Source organism: Proteus sp. G4415, from assembly GCF_963896075.1.
GTDB lineage: Bacteria > Pseudomonadota > Gammaproteobacteria > Enterobacterales > Enterobacteriaceae > Proteus > Proteus mirabilis.
On record NZ_CAWQOK010000129.1, the window covers coordinates 33,718 to 52,180 of the forward strand.

Annotated in this window: 16 protein-coding genes and 1 other RNA gene; 8 read left to right on the forward strand and 9 right to left on the reverse strand. The window is 37.3% G+C overall.

Features of this window, described 5'->3' with window-relative positions:
* The first annotated feature begins 74 nt into the window (after positions 1-74).
* Positions 75-809, forward strand: a complete 735-nt coding sequence (locus AACU95_RS13870; protein WP_004248538.1) for an oxidative stress defense protein — start codon at positions 75-77, stop codon at positions 807-809.
* Between the two features lie 167 nt (positions 810-976).
* On the opposite strand, the gene AACU95_RS13875 is transcribed toward AACU95_RS13870, so the two are convergent.
* The 3 genes from AACU95_RS13875 to AACU95_RS13885 all read right to left on the reverse strand — a co-directional run bounded on the left by AACU95_RS13875 (position 977) and on the right by AACU95_RS13885 (position 2,796).
* Positions 977-1,507 (reverse strand): hypothetical protein, encoded by a 531-nt coding sequence (locus tag AACU95_RS13875; protein WP_223302941.1) that lies wholly within the window; start codon positions 1,505-1,507, stop codon positions 977-979.
* A complete protein-coding gene (locus tag AACU95_RS13880) occupies positions 1,473-1,694 on the reverse strand; it encodes a hypothetical protein (RefSeq protein WP_141192139.1) in 222 nt (73 codons plus the stop codon). The genes AACU95_RS13875 and AACU95_RS13880 overlap by 35 nt, the downstream gene beginning before the upstream one ends.
* A 202-nt stretch (positions 1,695-1,896) precedes the next feature.
* The gene (locus tag AACU95_RS13885; protein WP_004244059.1) at positions 1,897-2,796 is read right to left on the reverse strand and encodes a LysR family transcriptional regulator ArgP; all 900 of its coding nucleotides are present in this window, start codon (positions 2,794-2,796) and stop codon (positions 1,897-1,899) included.
* Between the two features lie 160 nt (positions 2,797-2,956).
* Between AACU95_RS13885 and rpiA the strand changes: the two genes are divergently transcribed.
* On the forward strand, positions 2,957-3,613 hold the full coding sequence (rpiA, locus tag AACU95_RS13890; protein ID WP_004244058.1) for a ribose-5-phosphate isomerase RpiA: 657 nt from the start codon (positions 2,957-2,959) through the stop codon (positions 3,611-3,613).
* A 355-nt stretch (positions 3,614-3,968) separates the two neighbouring features.
* Positions 3,969-5,219 carry a phosphoglycerate dehydrogenase gene (serA, locus tag AACU95_RS13895; RefSeq protein WP_004248535.1) on the forward strand — a complete coding sequence of 417 codons (1,251 nt, stop codon included), beginning with the start codon at positions 3,969-3,971 and terminating at the stop codon, positions 5,217-5,219.
* Between the two features lie 77 nt (positions 5,220-5,296).
* On the opposite strand, the gene AACU95_RS13900 is transcribed toward serA, so the two are convergent.
* The 6 genes from AACU95_RS13900 to zapA form a co-directional block, all read right to left on the reverse strand.
* Positions 5,297-7,420 carry a type I secretion system permease/ATPase gene (locus AACU95_RS13900; protein ID WP_161737095.1) on the reverse strand — a complete coding sequence of 708 codons (2,124 nt, stop codon included), beginning with the start codon at positions 7,418-7,420 and terminating at the stop codon, positions 5,297-5,299.
* Between the two features lie 13 nt (positions 7,421-7,433).
* Positions 7,434-8,795 carry an HlyD family type I secretion periplasmic adaptor subunit gene (locus AACU95_RS13905; protein ID WP_223842419.1) on the reverse strand — a complete coding sequence of 454 codons (1,362 nt, stop codon included), beginning with the start codon at positions 8,793-8,795 and terminating at the stop codon, positions 7,434-7,436.
* A 5-nt stretch (positions 8,796-8,800) separates the two neighbouring features.
* The gene (locus AACU95_RS13910) at positions 8,801-10,873 is read right to left on the reverse strand and encodes a peptidase domain-containing ABC transporter (RefSeq protein WP_161737096.1); all 2,073 of its coding nucleotides are present in this window, start codon (positions 10,871-10,873) and stop codon (positions 8,801-8,803) included.
* Positions 10,874-10,962: 89 nt separating this feature from the next.
* The gene (locus tag AACU95_RS13915) at positions 10,963-11,580 is read right to left on the reverse strand and encodes a 5-formyltetrahydrofolate cyclo-ligase (RefSeq protein ID WP_141192295.1); all 618 of its coding nucleotides are present in this window, start codon (positions 11,578-11,580) and stop codon (positions 10,963-10,965) included.
* A gap of 170 nt (positions 11,581-11,750) precedes the next feature.
* A non-coding RNA gene (gene ssrS, locus AACU95_RS13920) (6S RNA) lies at positions 11,751-11,935 on the reverse strand.
* 110 nt (positions 11,936-12,045) lie between these two features.
* Positions 12,046-12,375: a cell division protein ZapA gene (gene zapA / locus AACU95_RS13925; RefSeq protein WP_004244048.1), complete on the reverse strand. Its 330-nt coding sequence runs from the start codon at positions 12,373-12,375 to the stop codon at positions 12,046-12,048.
* 176 nt (positions 12,376-12,551) lie between these two features.
* On the opposite strand from zapA, the gene AACU95_RS13930 reads away from it, so the two are divergent.
* The 5 genes from AACU95_RS13930 to gcvT all read left to right on the forward strand — a co-directional run bounded on the left by AACU95_RS13930 (position 12,552) and on the right by gcvT (position 18,460).
* Positions 12,552-13,136, forward strand: a complete 585-nt coding sequence (locus AACU95_RS13930) for a YecA/YgfB family protein (RefSeq protein WP_004248530.1) — start codon at positions 12,552-12,554, stop codon at positions 13,134-13,136.
* A 53-nt stretch (positions 13,137-13,189) separates the two neighbouring features.
* Positions 13,190-14,500, forward strand: coding sequence for a Xaa-Pro aminopeptidase (pepP, locus tag AACU95_RS13935; protein ID WP_004244046.1), 1,311 nt, complete (start codon positions 13,190-13,192; stop codon positions 14,498-14,500).
* A 13-nt stretch (positions 14,501-14,513) separates the two neighbouring features.
* A complete protein-coding gene (ubiH, locus tag AACU95_RS13940; RefSeq protein ID WP_004244045.1) occupies positions 14,514-15,686 on the forward strand; it encodes a 2-octaprenyl-6-methoxyphenyl hydroxylase in 1,173 nt (390 codons plus the stop codon).
* A 29-nt stretch (positions 15,687-15,715) separates the two neighbouring features.
* Positions 15,716-16,951 (forward strand): FAD-dependent 2-octaprenylphenol hydroxylase, encoded by a 1,236-nt coding sequence (gene ubiI / locus AACU95_RS13945; RefSeq protein ID WP_004248529.1) that lies wholly within the window; start codon positions 15,716-15,718, stop codon positions 16,949-16,951.
* Positions 16,952-17,365: 414 nt separating this feature from the next.
* Positions 17,366-18,460 carry a glycine cleavage system aminomethyltransferase GcvT gene (gene gcvT, locus AACU95_RS13950; protein ID WP_012368218.1) on the forward strand — a complete coding sequence of 365 codons (1,095 nt, stop codon included), beginning with the start codon at positions 17,366-17,368 and terminating at the stop codon, positions 18,458-18,460.
* The last annotated feature ends 3 nt before the right edge of the window (positions 18,461-18,463 follow it).

An 18,463-nucleotide genomic window follows, 5' to 3' on the forward strand; every position in this document is an offset into this window, starting at 1 on the left:
AACAGATATGCTAATGTTGTTATAACCGTAATTTAGTGACAATACCCATACATGATTTTTGTCAGGAGGTTTTTGTGAAAGTAAAAGCAATGGTATTAGCATCCATGTTAGCCCTTGGAGCACCCTCAATCGCTTTAGCCGGGGCGGTACCTGAAGGACCCCATATAACTACATCAGGTAATGCAACAATTAAAGCGACTCCTGATATGGCGACACTTAATATTCAGGTTAGTGAAAAAGCAAAAGATGCAGCTCAAGCTAAAAAACAAGTGGATGAGCGTGTTGCAAAATATTTTGCCTTTTTAAAAGAAAACGGTGTGACGAAAGAAGATATTGATGCTGCCAACATTCGTACACAGCCTAATTATGAGTATGATAAAAAAGCAGAACGTTCGGTGATTAATGGCTATACAGCAACACGAACCGTAGATGTAAAAATCAAAAAACTTGATCAGCTTAATACCTTACTGGATGGGGCATTAGCAGCAGGGCTAAATGAAATTAATAACGTTGAGTTTGGCGTTAATGATCCAGAACAGTACAAAGCCAAAGCACGAGAAGTGGCAATTAAAAATGCCATACAACAGGCAAGTTCAGTGGCAAAAGGGTTTGGTGCTGATTTAGGGGCTGTTTATAGTGTAAGTTATCGCGCACCAGAAGCAACACCTTATCCAATAGCACGAATGAAAATGGATGCTATGGCATTAAGTGCCCCGTCACCGGAAGCAGTAAAAGAGACCTATCAACAACAAAGCATTGAGTTTAAAGATTACGTTGACGTGGTATTTGAATTAAAAACAGCTAAATAATCTTTACCATCAAAGGATAAGATGTATTGGCTCAGCAGTGAGCTGATACATCTATGTTATAGCGCAGGATCAGATCTGGTAGTTCTTTTGGGTGCGAAAAACGGTTATTAAGCTTATATTTTAAAATGATTTTATGTCAGAAAATATTACATATATAAAAAGCATCTTTACTTATTTTCTTGGTCAGGCGAATCATTGTTATTTTTATTAACGTTTTGAACTGAAGATGAAGGTTCGGAACTAATTTTTTTTCCATTTTCAATACGGCGTTTTAAATCAGATGACCGTCTTTCAATATGAGATTTAGTTTTACCTGCACCCGGTGAACCAAAATAGGTTCTATGATCAATAATGGTCTCAATGAACATAAAATCGTCTTGTCCAACAACGGGATCAAAAGTAATTATTAGAAGTGGATCATTGTCCTTTGGCTTGGCACGAGTATGAAAGTAAGTTGCATAATATACGCTTTCCTCACCAGAGGCGTTAAAACGTGAAGACTTGATCCTACCATATCTAAATTCATAATTTTCCGTATAAATTTCGACCTCTAAGCCATTCCTCCATTTAGCTATTAATGTGGCAATATCAGCCATTAATATTGCCTGTTTATTTGAAGGATATCCTAAACTTTGGGAAGTCAAATAAAAACTTGCACGGAGATCAACTCCCGAAATAGGTTTTTTTATGATTGGCACCGTGAGATCCTTTCACGTAAGGTTGTTGTTTTGTAGTTGGAATAGATGCAGTAAACTCACCTAAGCTTTTCAGCAGGCTGGCTTGAATATCAGCAGGGGTATTACCTTCTATGTTAGCACTACCACTTTTACGTCCAGCATCAATGGCTAGAGCAACGTTGCGACTTCGACGAATAAAAGTGCTCATCTGAATCTCCTTTTCCTATGTTCATTTATTATACAATATTATGCCCGTTAAATGCCAATAAAACTTAAATTTGCTTCTTCCGGTAGAGGAAAACATCAACTCCTCACTGTGAGTTAAACCGGTTGATGGAACACACTGGTTAAATCCCTTTCTAAGAATAGCGATAATATTGATCAAGAAACAACATCATCAACGTTACTTTTTACTCTTCATCTTGCTTTAGCACTTTACGACCATAATCAAGTAACGCATCCGTTACCTTTCTCATCGTTCTGCTTTCTGGGGCAAAACGGTGCCAATACAACATGCGGCGTTGGCATAATCCTGGCGTTAAATCAATCAATTCACCACTTTTTAGCTCATCGGCAATTTGTAGATGAGGGATCATACAACATGTTGAGCCTTGTTTAGCTAACTGAACAAAGGCTTCGGAAGAATTAACAATATGGCAGGGCACACTACCGGGAGATAAACCGAAGTTTTGCTGTAAGAAAGCCTGATGCATATCATCAAGATGGTCAAATGCGACAGCGGGGGCTTTTAACAGAGATGATTTAGTGACCCCATTTGCAAAATAGCGTTGGGCAAAATCAGGGGATGCCACAAAAAGATAGTCTAATGCGCCTAATTGATCGACTAGACAGCTAGGCAATGCTTGAGGCTGAATACTGATAGCGCCAACCACTTCACCACGTCTTAATCGCTCTTGGGTACGAGTTTCATCTTCTACTTGAATATTAAGCCGGATAGGAAGTTGTGTTAATACCGGGTGCAAAGCAGGCAATAACCAAGTAGCTAAACTATCCGCGTTGACAGCTAAAGAGAGTAAAAGAGGCGTCGAGCCACTATTTTCATCACCTAACCACTGCTCTTCTAACATTTCGACCTGATGCAGTAATGCGAGTAGCTTTTGCCCCTGCTCTGTGGGTTGGGGCGGAACCGTACGTACTAATAAAGGTTGTCCAAATAGATTCTCAAGTTGTTTTATTCTTTGTGAAACGGCAGATTGCGTAATACATAGTTTTTGTGCGGCTCGTTCAAAACCACGCTCTCGAATAACGGCATCAAGGGCTTGCAGGGCCCGATAATCAGGACGTTTCATTGACAGATTCTCTTTGATTTTATGTTCTACTGTGTACTATGCCATATTTTTAGTTTTTATGAGTTAAAATGTTGTGTCTCAAATTTTGATACACCTTGTGCGGATTTTATGGGCACTATGCTATTCTTATTCGATAAATGTGAAAAATAAGGTTTTGTAAATGACTCAAGATGAATTAAAAAAAGCAGTAGGTTGGGCCGCCCTTGAATATGTAAAACCGGGTACTATCGTGGGCGTTGGAACGGGCTCTACGGCTTCTCATTTTATTGATGCTCTTGCAACAATGAAAGGTCAAATTGAAGGTGCAGTTTCTAGCTCAGAGGCTTCAACGGCAAAACTAAAAAGCTATGGCATTCCCGTTTTTGACTGTAATGAAGTTGATTCGCTCGATATCTACGTAGACGGTGCTGATGAAATTAACCATCAAATGCAGATGATCAAAGGTGGTGGTGCGGCATTAACCCGTGAAAAAATCATTGCAGCGGTGGCAAAAACCTTTGTGTGTATTGTCGATGAATCAAAACAAGTGGATGTTTTGGGTAAATTCCCTCTGCCTGTTGAAGTTATCCCAATGGCTCGCTCTTATGTTGCTCGCGAGCTGGTTAAATTAGGTGGGTTACCTGAATATCGTGAAAACGTCGTGACGGATAATGGTAACGTGATCTTAGACGTTTATAATCTCACTATTCTGAATCCTATTGAGCTAGAAAATAAAATTAATAGTATTGCAGGGGTGGTCACTGTCGGGCTTTTCGCTAATCGCGGAGCCGATATTGTATTAATGGGGACTTCTGAAGGTGTGAAAACCATTAAATAGTACGATTAAATTGTATCTCTAGTCAGAGATAACAACATCCTCTTAAAGAGAGTGGGAGAACTATATTGTTTTCCCACTCTCTTTTATCTTTCCCCTTAGATAATCAGAATGATGACTTTTTGCAAATTATTTTGAAAACCATAAATTCAGTGATATATATCACACGATAGAGATATCTCTCTTTAAAATGCTGCCATTTTTATTGTCAAAATCATTTTGCTCGGTAGAAAATCACTTTATCTATCGCTTATTCTGTCAACAGTGCAATCGGTTGTATTGCCTCAAAATCTATTTTTGTTATGTTGGTGAAACAGGATTTCGTTTTTATTCATGTAACACAAATAGGGCAGGGTAAATGGTCAAGGTATCTTTGGAAAAAGAAAAGATAAAGTTCCTACTATTGGAAGGTGTACACCAAAGTGCGGTAGAGAATTTAAGAGCAGCAGGTTATACCAACATCGAATATCATAAAGGTGCATTATCGGGAGAAGAATTAAAACAAGCTATCCGTGATGCACGCTTTGTGGGGATCCGTTCCCGCACTCACTTAACAGAAGAAATTTTTGCAGCCGCTGAAAAATTAGTTGCTGTAGGCTGCTTCTGCATTGGTACTAACCAAGTTGACTTAGATGCGGCTGCCCGTCGTGGGATCCCTGTTTTTAATGCACCTTTTTCAAACACTCGTTCCGTGGCTGAAATGGTGTTAGGGGAATTACTGTTATTACTGCGTCGTATTCCAGAAGCTAATGCTAAAGCCCATCGTGGTATTTGGGATAAACAAGCTAAAGGCTGTTTTGAGGCGCGAGGTAAAAAACTAGGAATTATTGGCTACGGTCATATAGGCACCCAGTTAGGGATTTTGGCGGAAAGTGTTGGTTTAGATGTCTATTTTTATGATATTGAAAACAAACTTCCTTTGGGAAATGCAACCCAAGTTCGCCACTTATCTGAACTGCTGAATATGTGTGACATTGTTAGCTTACACGTGCCAGAAACGCCATCAACAAAAAATATGATTGGTCACGAAGAGCTATTACGAATGAAGCCAGGCGCTATTCTTATTAATGCCTCTCGTGGAACTGTGGTTGATATTCCGGCATTAGCACAAGCGCTAGAGAGTAAACATTTATCAGGTGCAGCGGTGGACGTTTTCCCTACGGAGCCGGGGGCAAATAACGATCCGAACGATCCTTTTGTATCAGAATTAATTAAATTTGATAATGTGATCTTAACGCCACATATTGGTGGTTCAACCCAAGAAGCTCAAGAAAATATTGGTTATGAAGTTGCTGGTAAGTTAGCTAAATATTCAGATAATGGTTCTACATTATCTGCGGTTAATTTCCCTGAAGTATCATTGCCTAGTCATGGTGATGATGTAAACCGTTTACTGCATATTCATGAAAACCGTCCGGGTATTATGAATAGTATCAATAACGTATTTACAGAAGAAAATATTAACGTTGCTGCGCAATATCTACGTACAGCTGGTAATGTGGGTTATGTAGTGATTGATGTTACTACACAAACGAAAGCACAAGCTGAGTTAGTATTGCAGAAACTAAAAGGACTACCGGGTACCATTCGTGCTCGTATGTTGTACTAATATCGCATATTTTTATATTAAGTATAAAGGCTCAATAATTAGAGCCTTTATTTTTATGGTTCATTACTTATCACGGTTTATTGCTGTGTCTGTTGTTGCCACAATTGCTGATAAAGTGTTTTCTTATTTAATAAATCGCTATGTGTACCTTCTTCTAATATACGACCTTTATCAATAACATAAATATAATCTGAAATAGAAATAGCATTAAGTCGGTGAGCAATACAAATTACCGTTCTATTTTTACAAATAGCCGGAAGATTGGCTAAAATTTCCGCTTCTGAGGCATAATCTAACGCCGATGTTGCCTCATCTAAAATAAGAATTCGTGGATCAGGTAAAAGTGCTCTTGCTAGCGCAATACGCTGACGCTGTCCTCCTGACAAATTACTACCTCTTTCACCTACTTGTGTATTAAATCCCTCAGGGAGTTGAGTAATAAAATGAAAAGCGCCGGCTAATTTACTCGCTTCAATAATATCTTCTTCACTACAATCGGGTTTTGATAACCGAATATTTTCCATAATAGTGCCACTAAATAAAAAATTATCTTGTAAAACAACACTAATTGATTGGCGTAAAGTAAGGGGATTGGCAATGGCGAGATCCATACCATCAATATAAATCTGGCCTTGTTGAGGAGTATAAAAACGTTGAATTAAACGTGTGATAGTACTTTTTCCTGAACCAGAGGGGCCTGTAATACCAATAAATTTGCCCGCGGGGATCGAAAAAGAGAGTTGCTCAATCACATCTGGAGTATTGGCTGTATAACGAAAGCGTACATGAGAAAATACTATACTTCCTGCAATATTAGGTACAGTAGCAAGCCCTTGATGCTGATGCTCTGTGGGAGTATTAACGATCTCGCCAATACGACGTATAGAGATGCCTGTTTGTTGAACATCTTGCCAAAGTTGGGCTAAACGTAAAATAGGTTGTGTAATATGGGTGGCAAACATATTAAAAGCCACTAATTCGCCCACACTTAATTGCGCTTTCATAATCAGATTAACACCATGCCACAAGATAATTGCCATAGTAATTTTATGAATAGCCCCAATTAATTGCTGAGCAAGTAACGCTTTTTTGGCCGCTGAAAAACGCTTAAGGATATAATTAGTGAGTTTATATTGCCACTTTTCAATAAATTGATGTTCTGTTGCTGTTATTTTTATGGTTTCTATACCATTAATAGCTTCTGTTAATAAGCTCATATTATCAGCATTTGCTTGATACTCTTGTTTAACCCAATAACGGATCATGGGGCCAAGTATCAGCCAAAATAAAAAGTAAACGACTAATGCTGTTATGGTTATCCAAGTTAATAATACGGAATAAGCAAACATTACTGAAAGAAATACGATAATAAAAATAAAATCCAGTACCATCATCAACGCAGAGCCAGTAATAAACTGGCGAATATGAGCAAGCTCTTGAATACGAGCAATAATTTGGCCAGATTGACGTTGATTAAAAAACTGACTGGGTAGCCGAATAAGGTGTTGATAAATTTTCCCTGAGAATTCGGCACCTAGGGTACAAGAAACAAAAGCATAAAGTTTATCTCGTAATAAAAGATAGATAGGCTCTATAATGGCAATCAGCACGAGGAGTACCCCTAAAACTTGCAAATTAGAGAGGCTTCTCCCCGTTAATACTTTGTCAATAATTTTTTCAAAAATAATTGGATTAACTAAAGAAAATAATTGAATAAAACAAGATAAAATAAAAATTAAATATAATGATTTTTTTTGTTTTAATAGCGATGGAATGCACCACATTAAGCTAAACTTGCTCTGTTTAGGGGTAAATATCTTATTAATAATTAGCAGTGTGGTATAAGTGATTTTTTTATCAATATGATAATGACTCTCTGTGTTAGTGCTTGGGTCAATAATAATTAATTTATCACTTATTCTATTTTTTAGAATATACCAATAACCATTAATTTCGATAAGTGTATCAATAATTATTTTATCTTTATACTCACTTTCACTATTAAAAAATGAAAATTCGCATTTTAAATTGAGTTGTTGAGCGGCTTCTATGATATTTAATTCAGAGAGATTGTCGTCATTACCTAAAAAATGAATAAGCTGCTCTTTTTTTAATGTTCCTTTATTCTTTTTTGAAAAATAAATAAGCCCATCAATAATTGAAGGATGAAGAGATGGCGTATTTTCAGTTATATAGTTCATAGATATCTCGCTATTATTTTTCTCTTAATGCTTCATGTTGATAAACTTCTATTGGACTGAGTAAATAATCAATCACTCGACGTTTTTCAATTTTTATATCGGCAACTAAAGACATACCTGTAGCCAGTTTATATTGTGCTTCATCTTCACCCATTACTTGCTTATCAAGTTCAATCAGGACGGGATAAACTAAGCCTAATTGTTCATGTTGTATGGAATCTTTTGCTATATTGACAATGGTGCCTTCAATGGTGCCATAACGGGTATAAGGAAAAGCATCAATTTTAATCACCGCTTTTTGACCCGGATAGATAAAACCAATATCTTTATTGAGAATATTCACCTCAGCAACATTATGCTGAGTATTGGGTACTATCACCATCACCGCTTGTGAAGGTTGCAATACGGCTCCTAGGGTATGAACAGCGAGTTGTTGTACTGTACCTGTAACAGGAGAACGAACAACTTTTAATTGTTGACGTTTCTGAGCATGAAAAAGATTTTGTTGATAAATAAAAACTTCGCTTTCATATTGTTTAAATTTGTCATGCCACTCTAGGTGTTTTTGTTTTTCTAATCTATCGCGATTTTTTATATATTGTTGCTCTTGACTGGATAAAATAATCAGTTCTGATGATTTTCTTTTAATGATTTGATTAATTTCTAATAACTCCTTTTTATTTTCTAAAAACTCCATGGTACTAATGATTTTTTTATCATAGAGTTTTTTCTTTATATTAAAACGTTTTTCAATATTGTTTTTTAATTCATTTAATGAATTGATTTCTTGGTGAGTAAGAAGCTTGTTTTTATTGTTGGTTTCTATTTCAGAATTAATATGATTAATACTAGCATCAAATTCATCCTTTTCTTTTTGATAACTTAGTAGAACCGCTTCTTTTTTTTCTTTATTTAGTAAATTAAAATCATCAATTGTATCAGGTCGGGTGTTTTGACTTAATGCTTGATAACGAATTTTTAGTAATAATAGATTTTCTATCTTATTTTTTAGATTATTAATCTCTTCATCAACACCTAAAATATCAAGTGTTAATAACGCTTCTCCTTTGGTAACTTGTTGGCCATTTTTTACATGAATGGCGCTTAAGCGACTATGTTCATAAATTTGAATTTGTTGCGAATAACCTGAAACCACTAATTTTCCTATAGCTGAAGAAAGCACATCTAATTTACCTATATATGCCCAGAGTAAAAATATAATCACACTTAATGAAATTATTATTGCAATAATACGACTATAAGGTGTCGGCGGTTTCTCAAGTACGGCGATATGATTAGGGTAAAAATCATAGTTTTTAGGCTCTTTTTTAGTTTTAAAGTAGTGAGCAATCATTTGTTTTATTTTTGATTTCATCATTGTTATCCTTGTTGATGTTGCCAAAGTTTCTTATAAGCGCCATCTTTTCTAATCAATTCATTATGTTTGCCTTCTTCAATTATCTGGCCTTTTTCTAATACAATAATGCGGTCACAGTTTTTTATTGTGGAAAGGCGATGAGCAATCATAATGACGGTCTTATCTTGGGTAATAAGGGGAAGATTTTTTTCGATGATGGCTTGAGACTCACCATCCAATGCGCTGGTAGCTTCATCAAAAATTAAAATTTTAGGGGATGAGAGTAAGGCTCTAGCAATTGCAATACGTTGGCATTGTCCCCCAGATAAAGATCTGCCATTTTCAGCAATGAGTGTGTCGTACCCTAAAGGAAGTTTTAAAATAAACTCATGAGCACCTGCTAATTTAGCTACATGAATAACCTCATCTAATGAGGCTGATGGTTGCGTTAAACGGATATTGTCGAGCACGGTTAAATGAAATAAAAAATTCTCTTGTAAGACAAACCCTATTTGTTGACGTAATACTGCGGGGGGAATTTCACAAACCGGAATGCCATCAAGCTTAACTTGACCTAATTGTGGGATATAAAGCCCTGCGATGATGCGTGCTAATGTACTTTTCCCTGATCCAGACGTCCCGACGATACCAATAGTTTCATATTTATTTATTCTAAATGAAATTTGCTTTACAACAGGGGGGGCATTATGTTGATAACTAAAACTGACATTCTCAAAACTCACTTCACCTTGTAATGCCATTTTCTTATTGGCTTTTTCTTGCTCTATTGGGAGATTAAGAATGTCTTGTAAATTATAAATAGCCGTTTTGGCTCGGATATACTTTCCCCAAACTTCTATAGCAGAACTTAAAGGTTGTAGACAGTGGTTTAATAGCATATTAAAAGCAATGAGTTGACCTATTGTCATTGCAAGTGAAATGACTTCAAAAGCACCTAGACATAAAAGTATCGCTGTCGTTATTTTTTGTAAAAATGAAACAATGTATTGCGATAAGTTATCAATATTTTGTAATTTTAAATTTTCATTAGTCAGTTGATGGATTTGCGTATGCCACTGTTGTGTAAAACGTGGTTCTAATGAAAGGCTTTTTATTGTTTCTATACCTCCTAGGGTTTCTGTTAAAAAAGCACTATTTGTTGCTGAATATTGATAAAGCTGTTGTACGGTTTTTTCTATTTTAGGGGCAATTAATTTAGCTAAGATAAAATAGAGTGGGATGGTGGCAAGAAAGATTAATGTTAACTTTAATGACAAATAAGCCATAACAAATAGGAAAATAAAGATAAATGAGAAATCAACTAATAACATTAATAAGGTTTTTGTTATAAACTCTCGAATGATATCAAGCTCTTTTACTCGTGTAACAATAATACCTGTTTGGCGAGATTTAAAATAACTGATAGGAAGTTTGAATAAATGGTTAGTTAATTTCAAACTTAGCAATATATCAATTTTATTTGCTGTATGATGATAAATATACTCTCTTATCCCCTTTAATACAGATTCTGAAACGGCGACAAAAATAAGACCTATTATTAACACATCAAGCGTGGATAGGGCTTGATGGATAATTACCTTATCCATAATTATTTGCGTAATAATCGGGGAGGCAAGTGCTAGCAGTTGAAGAATTAACGAGTAAAATAATACACTTTGAAATAATATACGATATTTCATAAAGGTTGGGACAAACCAAGTGATATCAAAAAAATGCTTTTCTGCAAAGTCCAGATAGTAATAGTGATTTATACTGTTATTTATTAATCTCTCTTTATTCCATGTCTCCATATTGTCAGTTTGTAGATTATAAATTAGAAATTCATTATTGTTATATTTTAAAAGAATAAATATATTTTTAGAACGATCTAAAAAAATCATAGGGTAGTGTAATTGTTTTTTAAAAATATAATGAATGTTTTTTTTCTTTAGTTTAAAAGCATGTTTTTTTTCTAATGATGCGATAGTATCATCGTATTTATTAATGTTTGGTTTTGTATTATCTAATTGTTTTCCCGAAAGATTAAGAATGATATTAATGCTTTTTATAAATTTCGTACTTTCTCTATTTTTCATATTAAATACAATGTGGTTAAAAATAGAGATTTAACCTTATAAAATAAGATAATAATATAAAAAAACAAAGATAGCGTTAAAAGCTCGTCTTAATTTCTCTGTATCAGTTGTTCATTAAAACGCCATACTTTATCAGGTGTAATAATTTCAGGTAACGGTATATCCCAATCTGCGCTCGGTAACGAATGAACTTGTTGGCATGTATGAGCAAGTCCCATAGGATAAAATGACTGCCGCTGCCAATTTTCTAATGTTCTATCATAAAAACCTCCGCCCATACCGAGTCGTTGACCACTTTCATCGAAGGCAACCAGTGGCGTAAAGATAATATCGATATCAGATATTGGAATAATGTTATTCACATTGAGTGGAGGTTCAAAAATATTAAAACGATTTTTCACTAACTGCGTGGTGGGAGCGTAACGTAAAAAAAGTAAATGATGGCGATGAAAAGGGTGTAATACAGGCAGACAAACCTGTTTATTTAAATCCCATAAATGAGTGATTAGAGGTGCGGTATCAATCTCGCCGTCAAAAGAGAGAAATAAGGCAATTGTTTTAGCTTGCTTGACTTTGGGATGATGGAGTACCCGTTCAGAGAGTTTATGTGCAGCATCTTGCTGCTGTGCCACAGTAAGTTGACGGCGTTTTTGGCGGATAGCTTTACGTATCTGATCTCTTTGCTGGAAAACAGGGGGTTGTATCATGATTAATCCATCAGCAAGGAATTAGTATGAATAAAAATATATCACTTCTATGAATTTATTACACTTTAGAGGTAAAAAAGAGAAAAGCCAAGAAAGATAGGGGCAAAAGAAACAAAAAAAGCTCTAAACATTAAATACTTAATCAGTACTCAGTGTTTAGAACTTGAATTGGGGTCTCCAAGATGCCGTTGTAGGCTGTAACCCTTGAACCCGTGGTCCAAGGTGAACATAGTGCTATCACCATTAGGCTGCCTGAACGAATCAGGTATGCTCACAAGTAATAGATCACCACATTCTATTTTTTTTGAAATATCGGCTCAGGGGACTTACCCACTGACGAACATCTCAGAGAAATTAGGTGGGTGCTGTTAAGCACCTTATCTATGAACTATTGTATTATTTTAATTGTAGAAAGCAACCTATTATCTGTTAATTTCGTGGTGTGCGCATGCTTTCTGAACAAATCTACTTTGATGTTGAAAAAGTGCGATCATGGTGCTTGCCTTGATCGTGTAAAGCTTGTTCAATAGATTGTTGTAGCATTTTTATTTTCTCTTCCATATTGTAGGCATAGTCTCTCGTTTTTAACTTTTCTTCTGCCAACTCATGACTCATATTTAATGCCACGATAAAAATTAAGTGCTCAGTATTGGAAACACCACTGCGTTCTTTGAGATCTTGTAATCGTTGTTCAAGTTCAGCAGCAGAAGCCAGTAAAGCATCTTTTTGTTCTGGTGGGCAATTGACACGTAATGAGCGCCCAAAAATTTGAAGATCAACGGGTTGTGCGGACATGATTCCTTCCTGACATAAAATCTGTGCTACGTGTTTAGTAGTGTATACGGTTATAAGGCAGTATTAAACGCTATTACTGCAAAAATTCCAATGTTTAACATAGCTTAACTGGTACAGTGCGTTCTATTGATGGTAGCATATCTTGAACTATTCCCCTAAATGCGACGTTTATTCTTATGTCAATACAAAACACATTACCAGATTACTCAGCAATTGATTCATTATTACAACAACATGCCGTGCCTTTAACTGCCGCAGAGATGCATGGTCTAATTACTGGGTTTATTTGTGGAGCAGTACATGACAATAGTTGGAAAACTTTGTTACATGAACTGACTAATGAGGGCTTAGCGTTCCCTAAATCGTTATCAGAACCCCTTGAATCACTTTATCACGTCACTCATGAGCAACTTGATGACAGCGTATTTAATTTTTCTATGCTGTTACCTGACGATACAGAATCTGTTTTTCCTCGAGCTGATGCCCTTGCAGGGTGGGTTAATCATTTTCTATTAGGATTAGGTGTTGCACAACCTAAGTTATCTGAGCATAAAGAGTTGACGGAAGTTATCACTGATTTGCGTAATATTGGTGCATTAGGCTATGAAGAAGATGAAAATCAACAAGAGCTTGAAGATGCACTCGAAGAAGTTACAGAATATGTCAAAGTCTCTGTTCAGCTGTGCTATATCACTTTTGTCGCCTCAAAAGAGACAACAACAGAAAATGATAAACAAGATGAACAACGGACATTACATTAATAATTGCCTTATTAATTAGATAACCAAAAGATCAATAAAGGATAGGAGTGGGTATGAATAAGCAAGAATTTTTATCCCGTCGTCAGGCATTATTAGCTCAGATGAAACCAGCAAGTGCAGCTATCTTTTTTGCTGCGCCAGAAGCACAACGCAATGCTGATAGTGAATATCCCTATCGCCAACATAGTGACTTCTTGTATCTCACCGGATTTAGTGAGCCAGAAGCTATCCTTGTGTTGATTAAAAGTGACGAAACACATAATCATAGCGTACTGTTTAATCGGGTTAGAGATTTAACCGCGGAAATCTGGTTTGGTCGTCGTCTTGGGCAAGAAGCTGCCCCTGAAAAATTAGGTGTTGATAAAGCGCTACCTTACGAAGATGTAGGTGAGCAACTTTATCAATTACTCAATGGATTGGATATTGTTTATCATGCCCAAGGTGAATATGCGTTTGCCGATGAAATCGTCTTTAATGCTCTGGATACCTTAAGAAAAGGCTCTCGCCGTAATTTAAAAGCGCCACAAACGCTTATTGATTGGCGCCCAATAGTGCACGAACTGCGGTTATTTAAATCTGATGCTGAAATTGAATTACTGCGCAAAGCCGGAAAAATTTCTGCGTTAGCCCATACTCGCGCAATGCAAAAATGTCAGCCAGGTATGTATGAGTATCAATTACAAGGGGAAATTGAACATGAGTTTATCTCTCATGGTGCGCGTTTCCCTTCCTATAACAGTATTGTCGGTAGTGGTGAGAACGGTTGTATCTTACATTATACTGAAAATGAAACTAAAATGCGTGATGGGGATTTAGTCCTTATTGATGCAGGCTGTGAATATGAAGGTTATGCGGGTGATATTACGCGAACTTTCCCTGTTAATGGTAAATTTAGCCGTCAACAACGTGAAATTTACGAGATTGTTTTAAAATCACTCAATGTATCCCTCGAATTGTATAAACCGGGTACAAGCATCAAAGAAGTCACTAAACATGTCGTGTATATCATGGTGGAAGGTTTAGTTAAGCTCGGCATTATGCACGGTGATATCGAACACCTCATTGAGACAAAAGCCTATCAGCGCTTCTTTATGCATAGCTTAAGTCACTGGTTAGGTCTTGATGTTCATGATGTTGGACACTATGGCACCGATCGTGATCGTATCTTAGAGCCGGGTATGGTGTTGACTATTGAACCAGGACTTTACATTGCGCCAGATGCAGATGTACCACAAGAGTATCGTGGTATTGGTATTCGCATTGAAGATGACATTGTTATTACTGAAACAGGTAATGAAAATTTAACGGCTATGGTTGTTAAAGATCCTGATGAAATTGAAGCTCTGATGGCAGGAAAAATTTAAGGCTAAAATCAGCATGAATGTGATTATTGTGGGTGGTGGAATGGCGGGTGCAACGTTAGCACTAGCACTTTCTGCATTAAATAAGGGTAATATTTCCATTTCGCTTATTGAAGCGCGAGAGCCAGATAATGGGCATCCCGGATTCGATGCCAGAGCGATCGCTTTAGCGCATGGCACAGCAAAGCGATTAGCACAAATCGGATTATGGTCGGTCTTAAAACCCTTTGTGACACCTATTAATCACGTTCATGTTTCTGATAGAGGCCATTGCGGTTTTGTGAACATAAATGCACAGGACTACGATATTGACGCACTCGGTTATGTTATTGAATTACATGATGCGGGGCGTCAACTGTTTGCACAGTTGAAAAAACAACCCAATATTACGCTATATTGTCCCGCTAAAGTGGAGCATGTTCAGCGCCATCTCGATAACGTTGAAGTGACACTTGATGATGGTACACAACTTAGCGGTGATTTACTGGTTGCCGCAGATGGTACACATTCACCCATTGGTCATCAATGTCATATTCAATGGCAGAAAACGCCTTATCATCAAGTTGCGGTGATCGCCAATGTAAAAACAGAGATTGATCCCAAAGGTTGTGCATTTGAGCGATTTACACAATTTGGTCCATTAGCAATGTTACCCATGAGCGAAGGGCGTAGTTCATTGGTGTGGTGCCATCCTATTGAGAAATTAGAGCAAGTTTCACAATGGGATGATCAAACAACCATTGCACAGTTACAACGGGATTTTGGCTGGCGTTTGGGTAAGATTGAACAAGTAGGGCAGCGTCATTGCTATCCATTAGTTTTGCAAAAAGCACAGCAAATGATCAGCCATCGTTTAGCATTGATAGGTAATGCATCTCAAACCTTGCATCCTATTGCAGGGCAAGGTTTTAATCTTGGTTTACGCGATGTAATGACATTAGCCAATACATTAACCTCGGCCATACAATCAGGTCTTGATATCGGCAGTTATCGCGTATTATCACAATATCAACAGCTTCGCGAACAGGATAGAGAAAGTACTATTACGATCACTGATGGCTTAGTGAAAGTGTTTGCGAATCGTTGTATGCCGTTAATTATCTCCCGTAATCTAGGCTTAATGACGATGGAATTAGTGCCTGCACTTCGTAACAAATTAGCACACCAAACATTAGGTTGGACAAACTGAGCATAATTGCTTTTTAGGATACTTTTATTATGAAATCATTTGATGTTGTTATTGCTGGTGGTGGAATGGTCGGGCTTGCATTAGCCTGCGGATTACATGGCTGTGGATTACGTATAGCGATAATAGAAAATCACCCAGTCACCACGCATTTCCATCCGCAAGATGATTTTGCATTACGGGTATCTGCGATTAATACTGCCAGTGAGTTATTACTCAAGAAATTGGGGGTATGGGAAAACTTAACGGCATTACGTACAGCCCCTTATCAAGGTATGGAAGTATGGGATCAAGATAGTTTTGGACGTATTGCGTTTTCAGCGCAACAAGAAGGGTTATCTCATCTTGGCACTATTATTGAAAATCATCTTATTCGTGAAGTGCTGTGGCAAAAGGTCACCAGTCATAGTGATATTACCTGTTATTCCCCTGCTCAAATTGAACGCATTGTGTGGGGAGAAAATGAAGCCTTTATCAGCTTAAATGACGGTGAAATGTTAACCGCTAGGCTGGTTGTTGGCGCCGATGGTGCGAATTCTTGGTTGCGTAAAAATGCTGATATTCCACTGACTTTTTGGGATTATGAACATCACGCTTTAGTCGCAACCATACGCACAGAACAACCCCATGATAATGTGGCGCGCCAAGTGTTTCATGGTGAGGGGATTTTAGCCTTTTTACCTCTTGCAGATCCTCATACTTGTTCTATTGTGTGGTCGCTACCTAGCTCATTGGCTGAAGATTATAAGAGTGCAGATAAAACGCGATTTGAACGTACGCTAGGTGTTACTTTTGATATGTGCTTAGGCCAGTGTGAATTAGTCAGTGAACGTATGACAATTCCATTAACGGGTCGCTATGCACGTCAATTTGCCGCTCCACGGTTAGCGTTATTAGGTGATGCCGCGCATACCATCCACCCTTTAGCTGGACAAGGGGTTAACCTTGGCTTTATGGATGTTGCTGAATTAATTGGTGAAATCCGTCGTTTAAAAGCAGAAGGTAAAGATTTTGGTGAGTATCTCTATTTAAGACGTTTTGAGCGCCGCCGTAAACATGCCGCTGCGGTCATGTTAGCGACTATGCAAGGGTTCCGCGAATTATTTGAAGGTAATAACCCTATTAAAAAGTGGGTGCGTGATATCGGTCTTTCGTTAGCAGATAGTTTACCAGGAGTAAAACCAAAGTTACTTGAACAGGCGATGGGACTTTCTGATTTACCAGAATGGCTAAAGCATAAAAATTCTGTTTCAGCTGAAAAAATCTAATTCAACAGCCATTTCACATTACTTTTCTTTATAACAGACTGGAAAAATAACACTAAAAATAGCTATTTTTTCAGTCTATTCTTTGTATTGCTCCCCTTTTTTTAGTCATTATTCACTAAAAATGAGGGCTGATACGCATAATTACAATCATTCATTCTGCATACTTATTTCTCTACATTATGATTGGTAGAGGTAATACCCTATTTTAACTTATGGTTTATTTTTTCTCTTAGTGATAAGTTCAAAGTAAAGGTATCGTTTGCGTTGTACGTTAATTGCTCATATTTGTTAAAATAATGTTTAAAAATAAACTTAAGCTTGTAATTAACACGCTGATTTTTAATCAAGTTTAATTTTATATTTAACAAATTGCGTTCTCTGGATCATCTAAACTAAAAATAGAAAGAGGGAAGAATGGCAAAACAGACTCCGTTATATGATGAGCACGTCGCCTGTGGTGCTCGTATGGTTGATTTTCATGGTTGGATGATGCCACTGCATTATGGCTCTCAAATTGATGAACACCATAATGTGCGTCAAGATGCAGGTATGTTTGATGTATCTCACATGACGATTGTTGATTTACATGGCCCGCAAGTTAAAGACTTTCTACGTTATCTATTAGCGAATGATGTCGCTAAACTCACCGAAAAAGGCAAAGCACTTTATACTGGTATGCTAAATGCGTCCGGTGGTGTGATTGACGATCTGATTGTTTACTACTTTGATGAGACTTTCTATCGTCTGGTGGTTAACTCCGCAACCCGCGAAAAAGATTTAGCGTGGATCACTGAGCATGCCAAAGATTATGTCGTCGATATTCAAGTACGTGATGATTTAGCATTAATTGCAGTACAAGGCCCTCACGCACAAGAAAAAGTACAGCGTTTATTAAGTGAATCGCATCGCCAAATAGTGGCAGCGATGAAGCCTTTCTATGGCGTACAACTTGATGATCTCTTCGTCGCGACGACAGGTTATACCGGTGAAGCAGGTTATGAAATCGCCATGCCAAAAGAGCAAGCCGTTGATTATTGGAAAAAATTATTAGCAGTGGGGGTTAAGCCCGCGGGGTTAGGTGCTCGAGATACTTTACGTTTAGAAGCGGGTATGGATCTTTATGGTCAAGAGATGGATGAAACTATTAATCCTCTTGAGGCTAATATGGGATGGACGATTGCCTGGTTACCCGAAGATCGTCAATTTATTGGTAGAGAAGCATTAGAAAAATTACGCGCAACAGGCACAGATAAACTGGTTGGTCTGGTGATGCGAGAAAAAGGGGTGTTACGTGCAGGTAGTGCCGTGCACTTTACCGATGATTTAGGTGAATTAAGAGAAGGCGTTATTACTAGTGGCACATTTTCACCGACATTGGGCTTTAGTATTGCATTAGCCAGAGTACCCGCAGGTATTAAAGATAGCGCAATTGTTTTATTGCGTAATCGTGAAATACCGGTAGAGGTGGTAAAACCTGGTTTTGTTCGTTCAGGTAAAGCATTGGTATAAAGC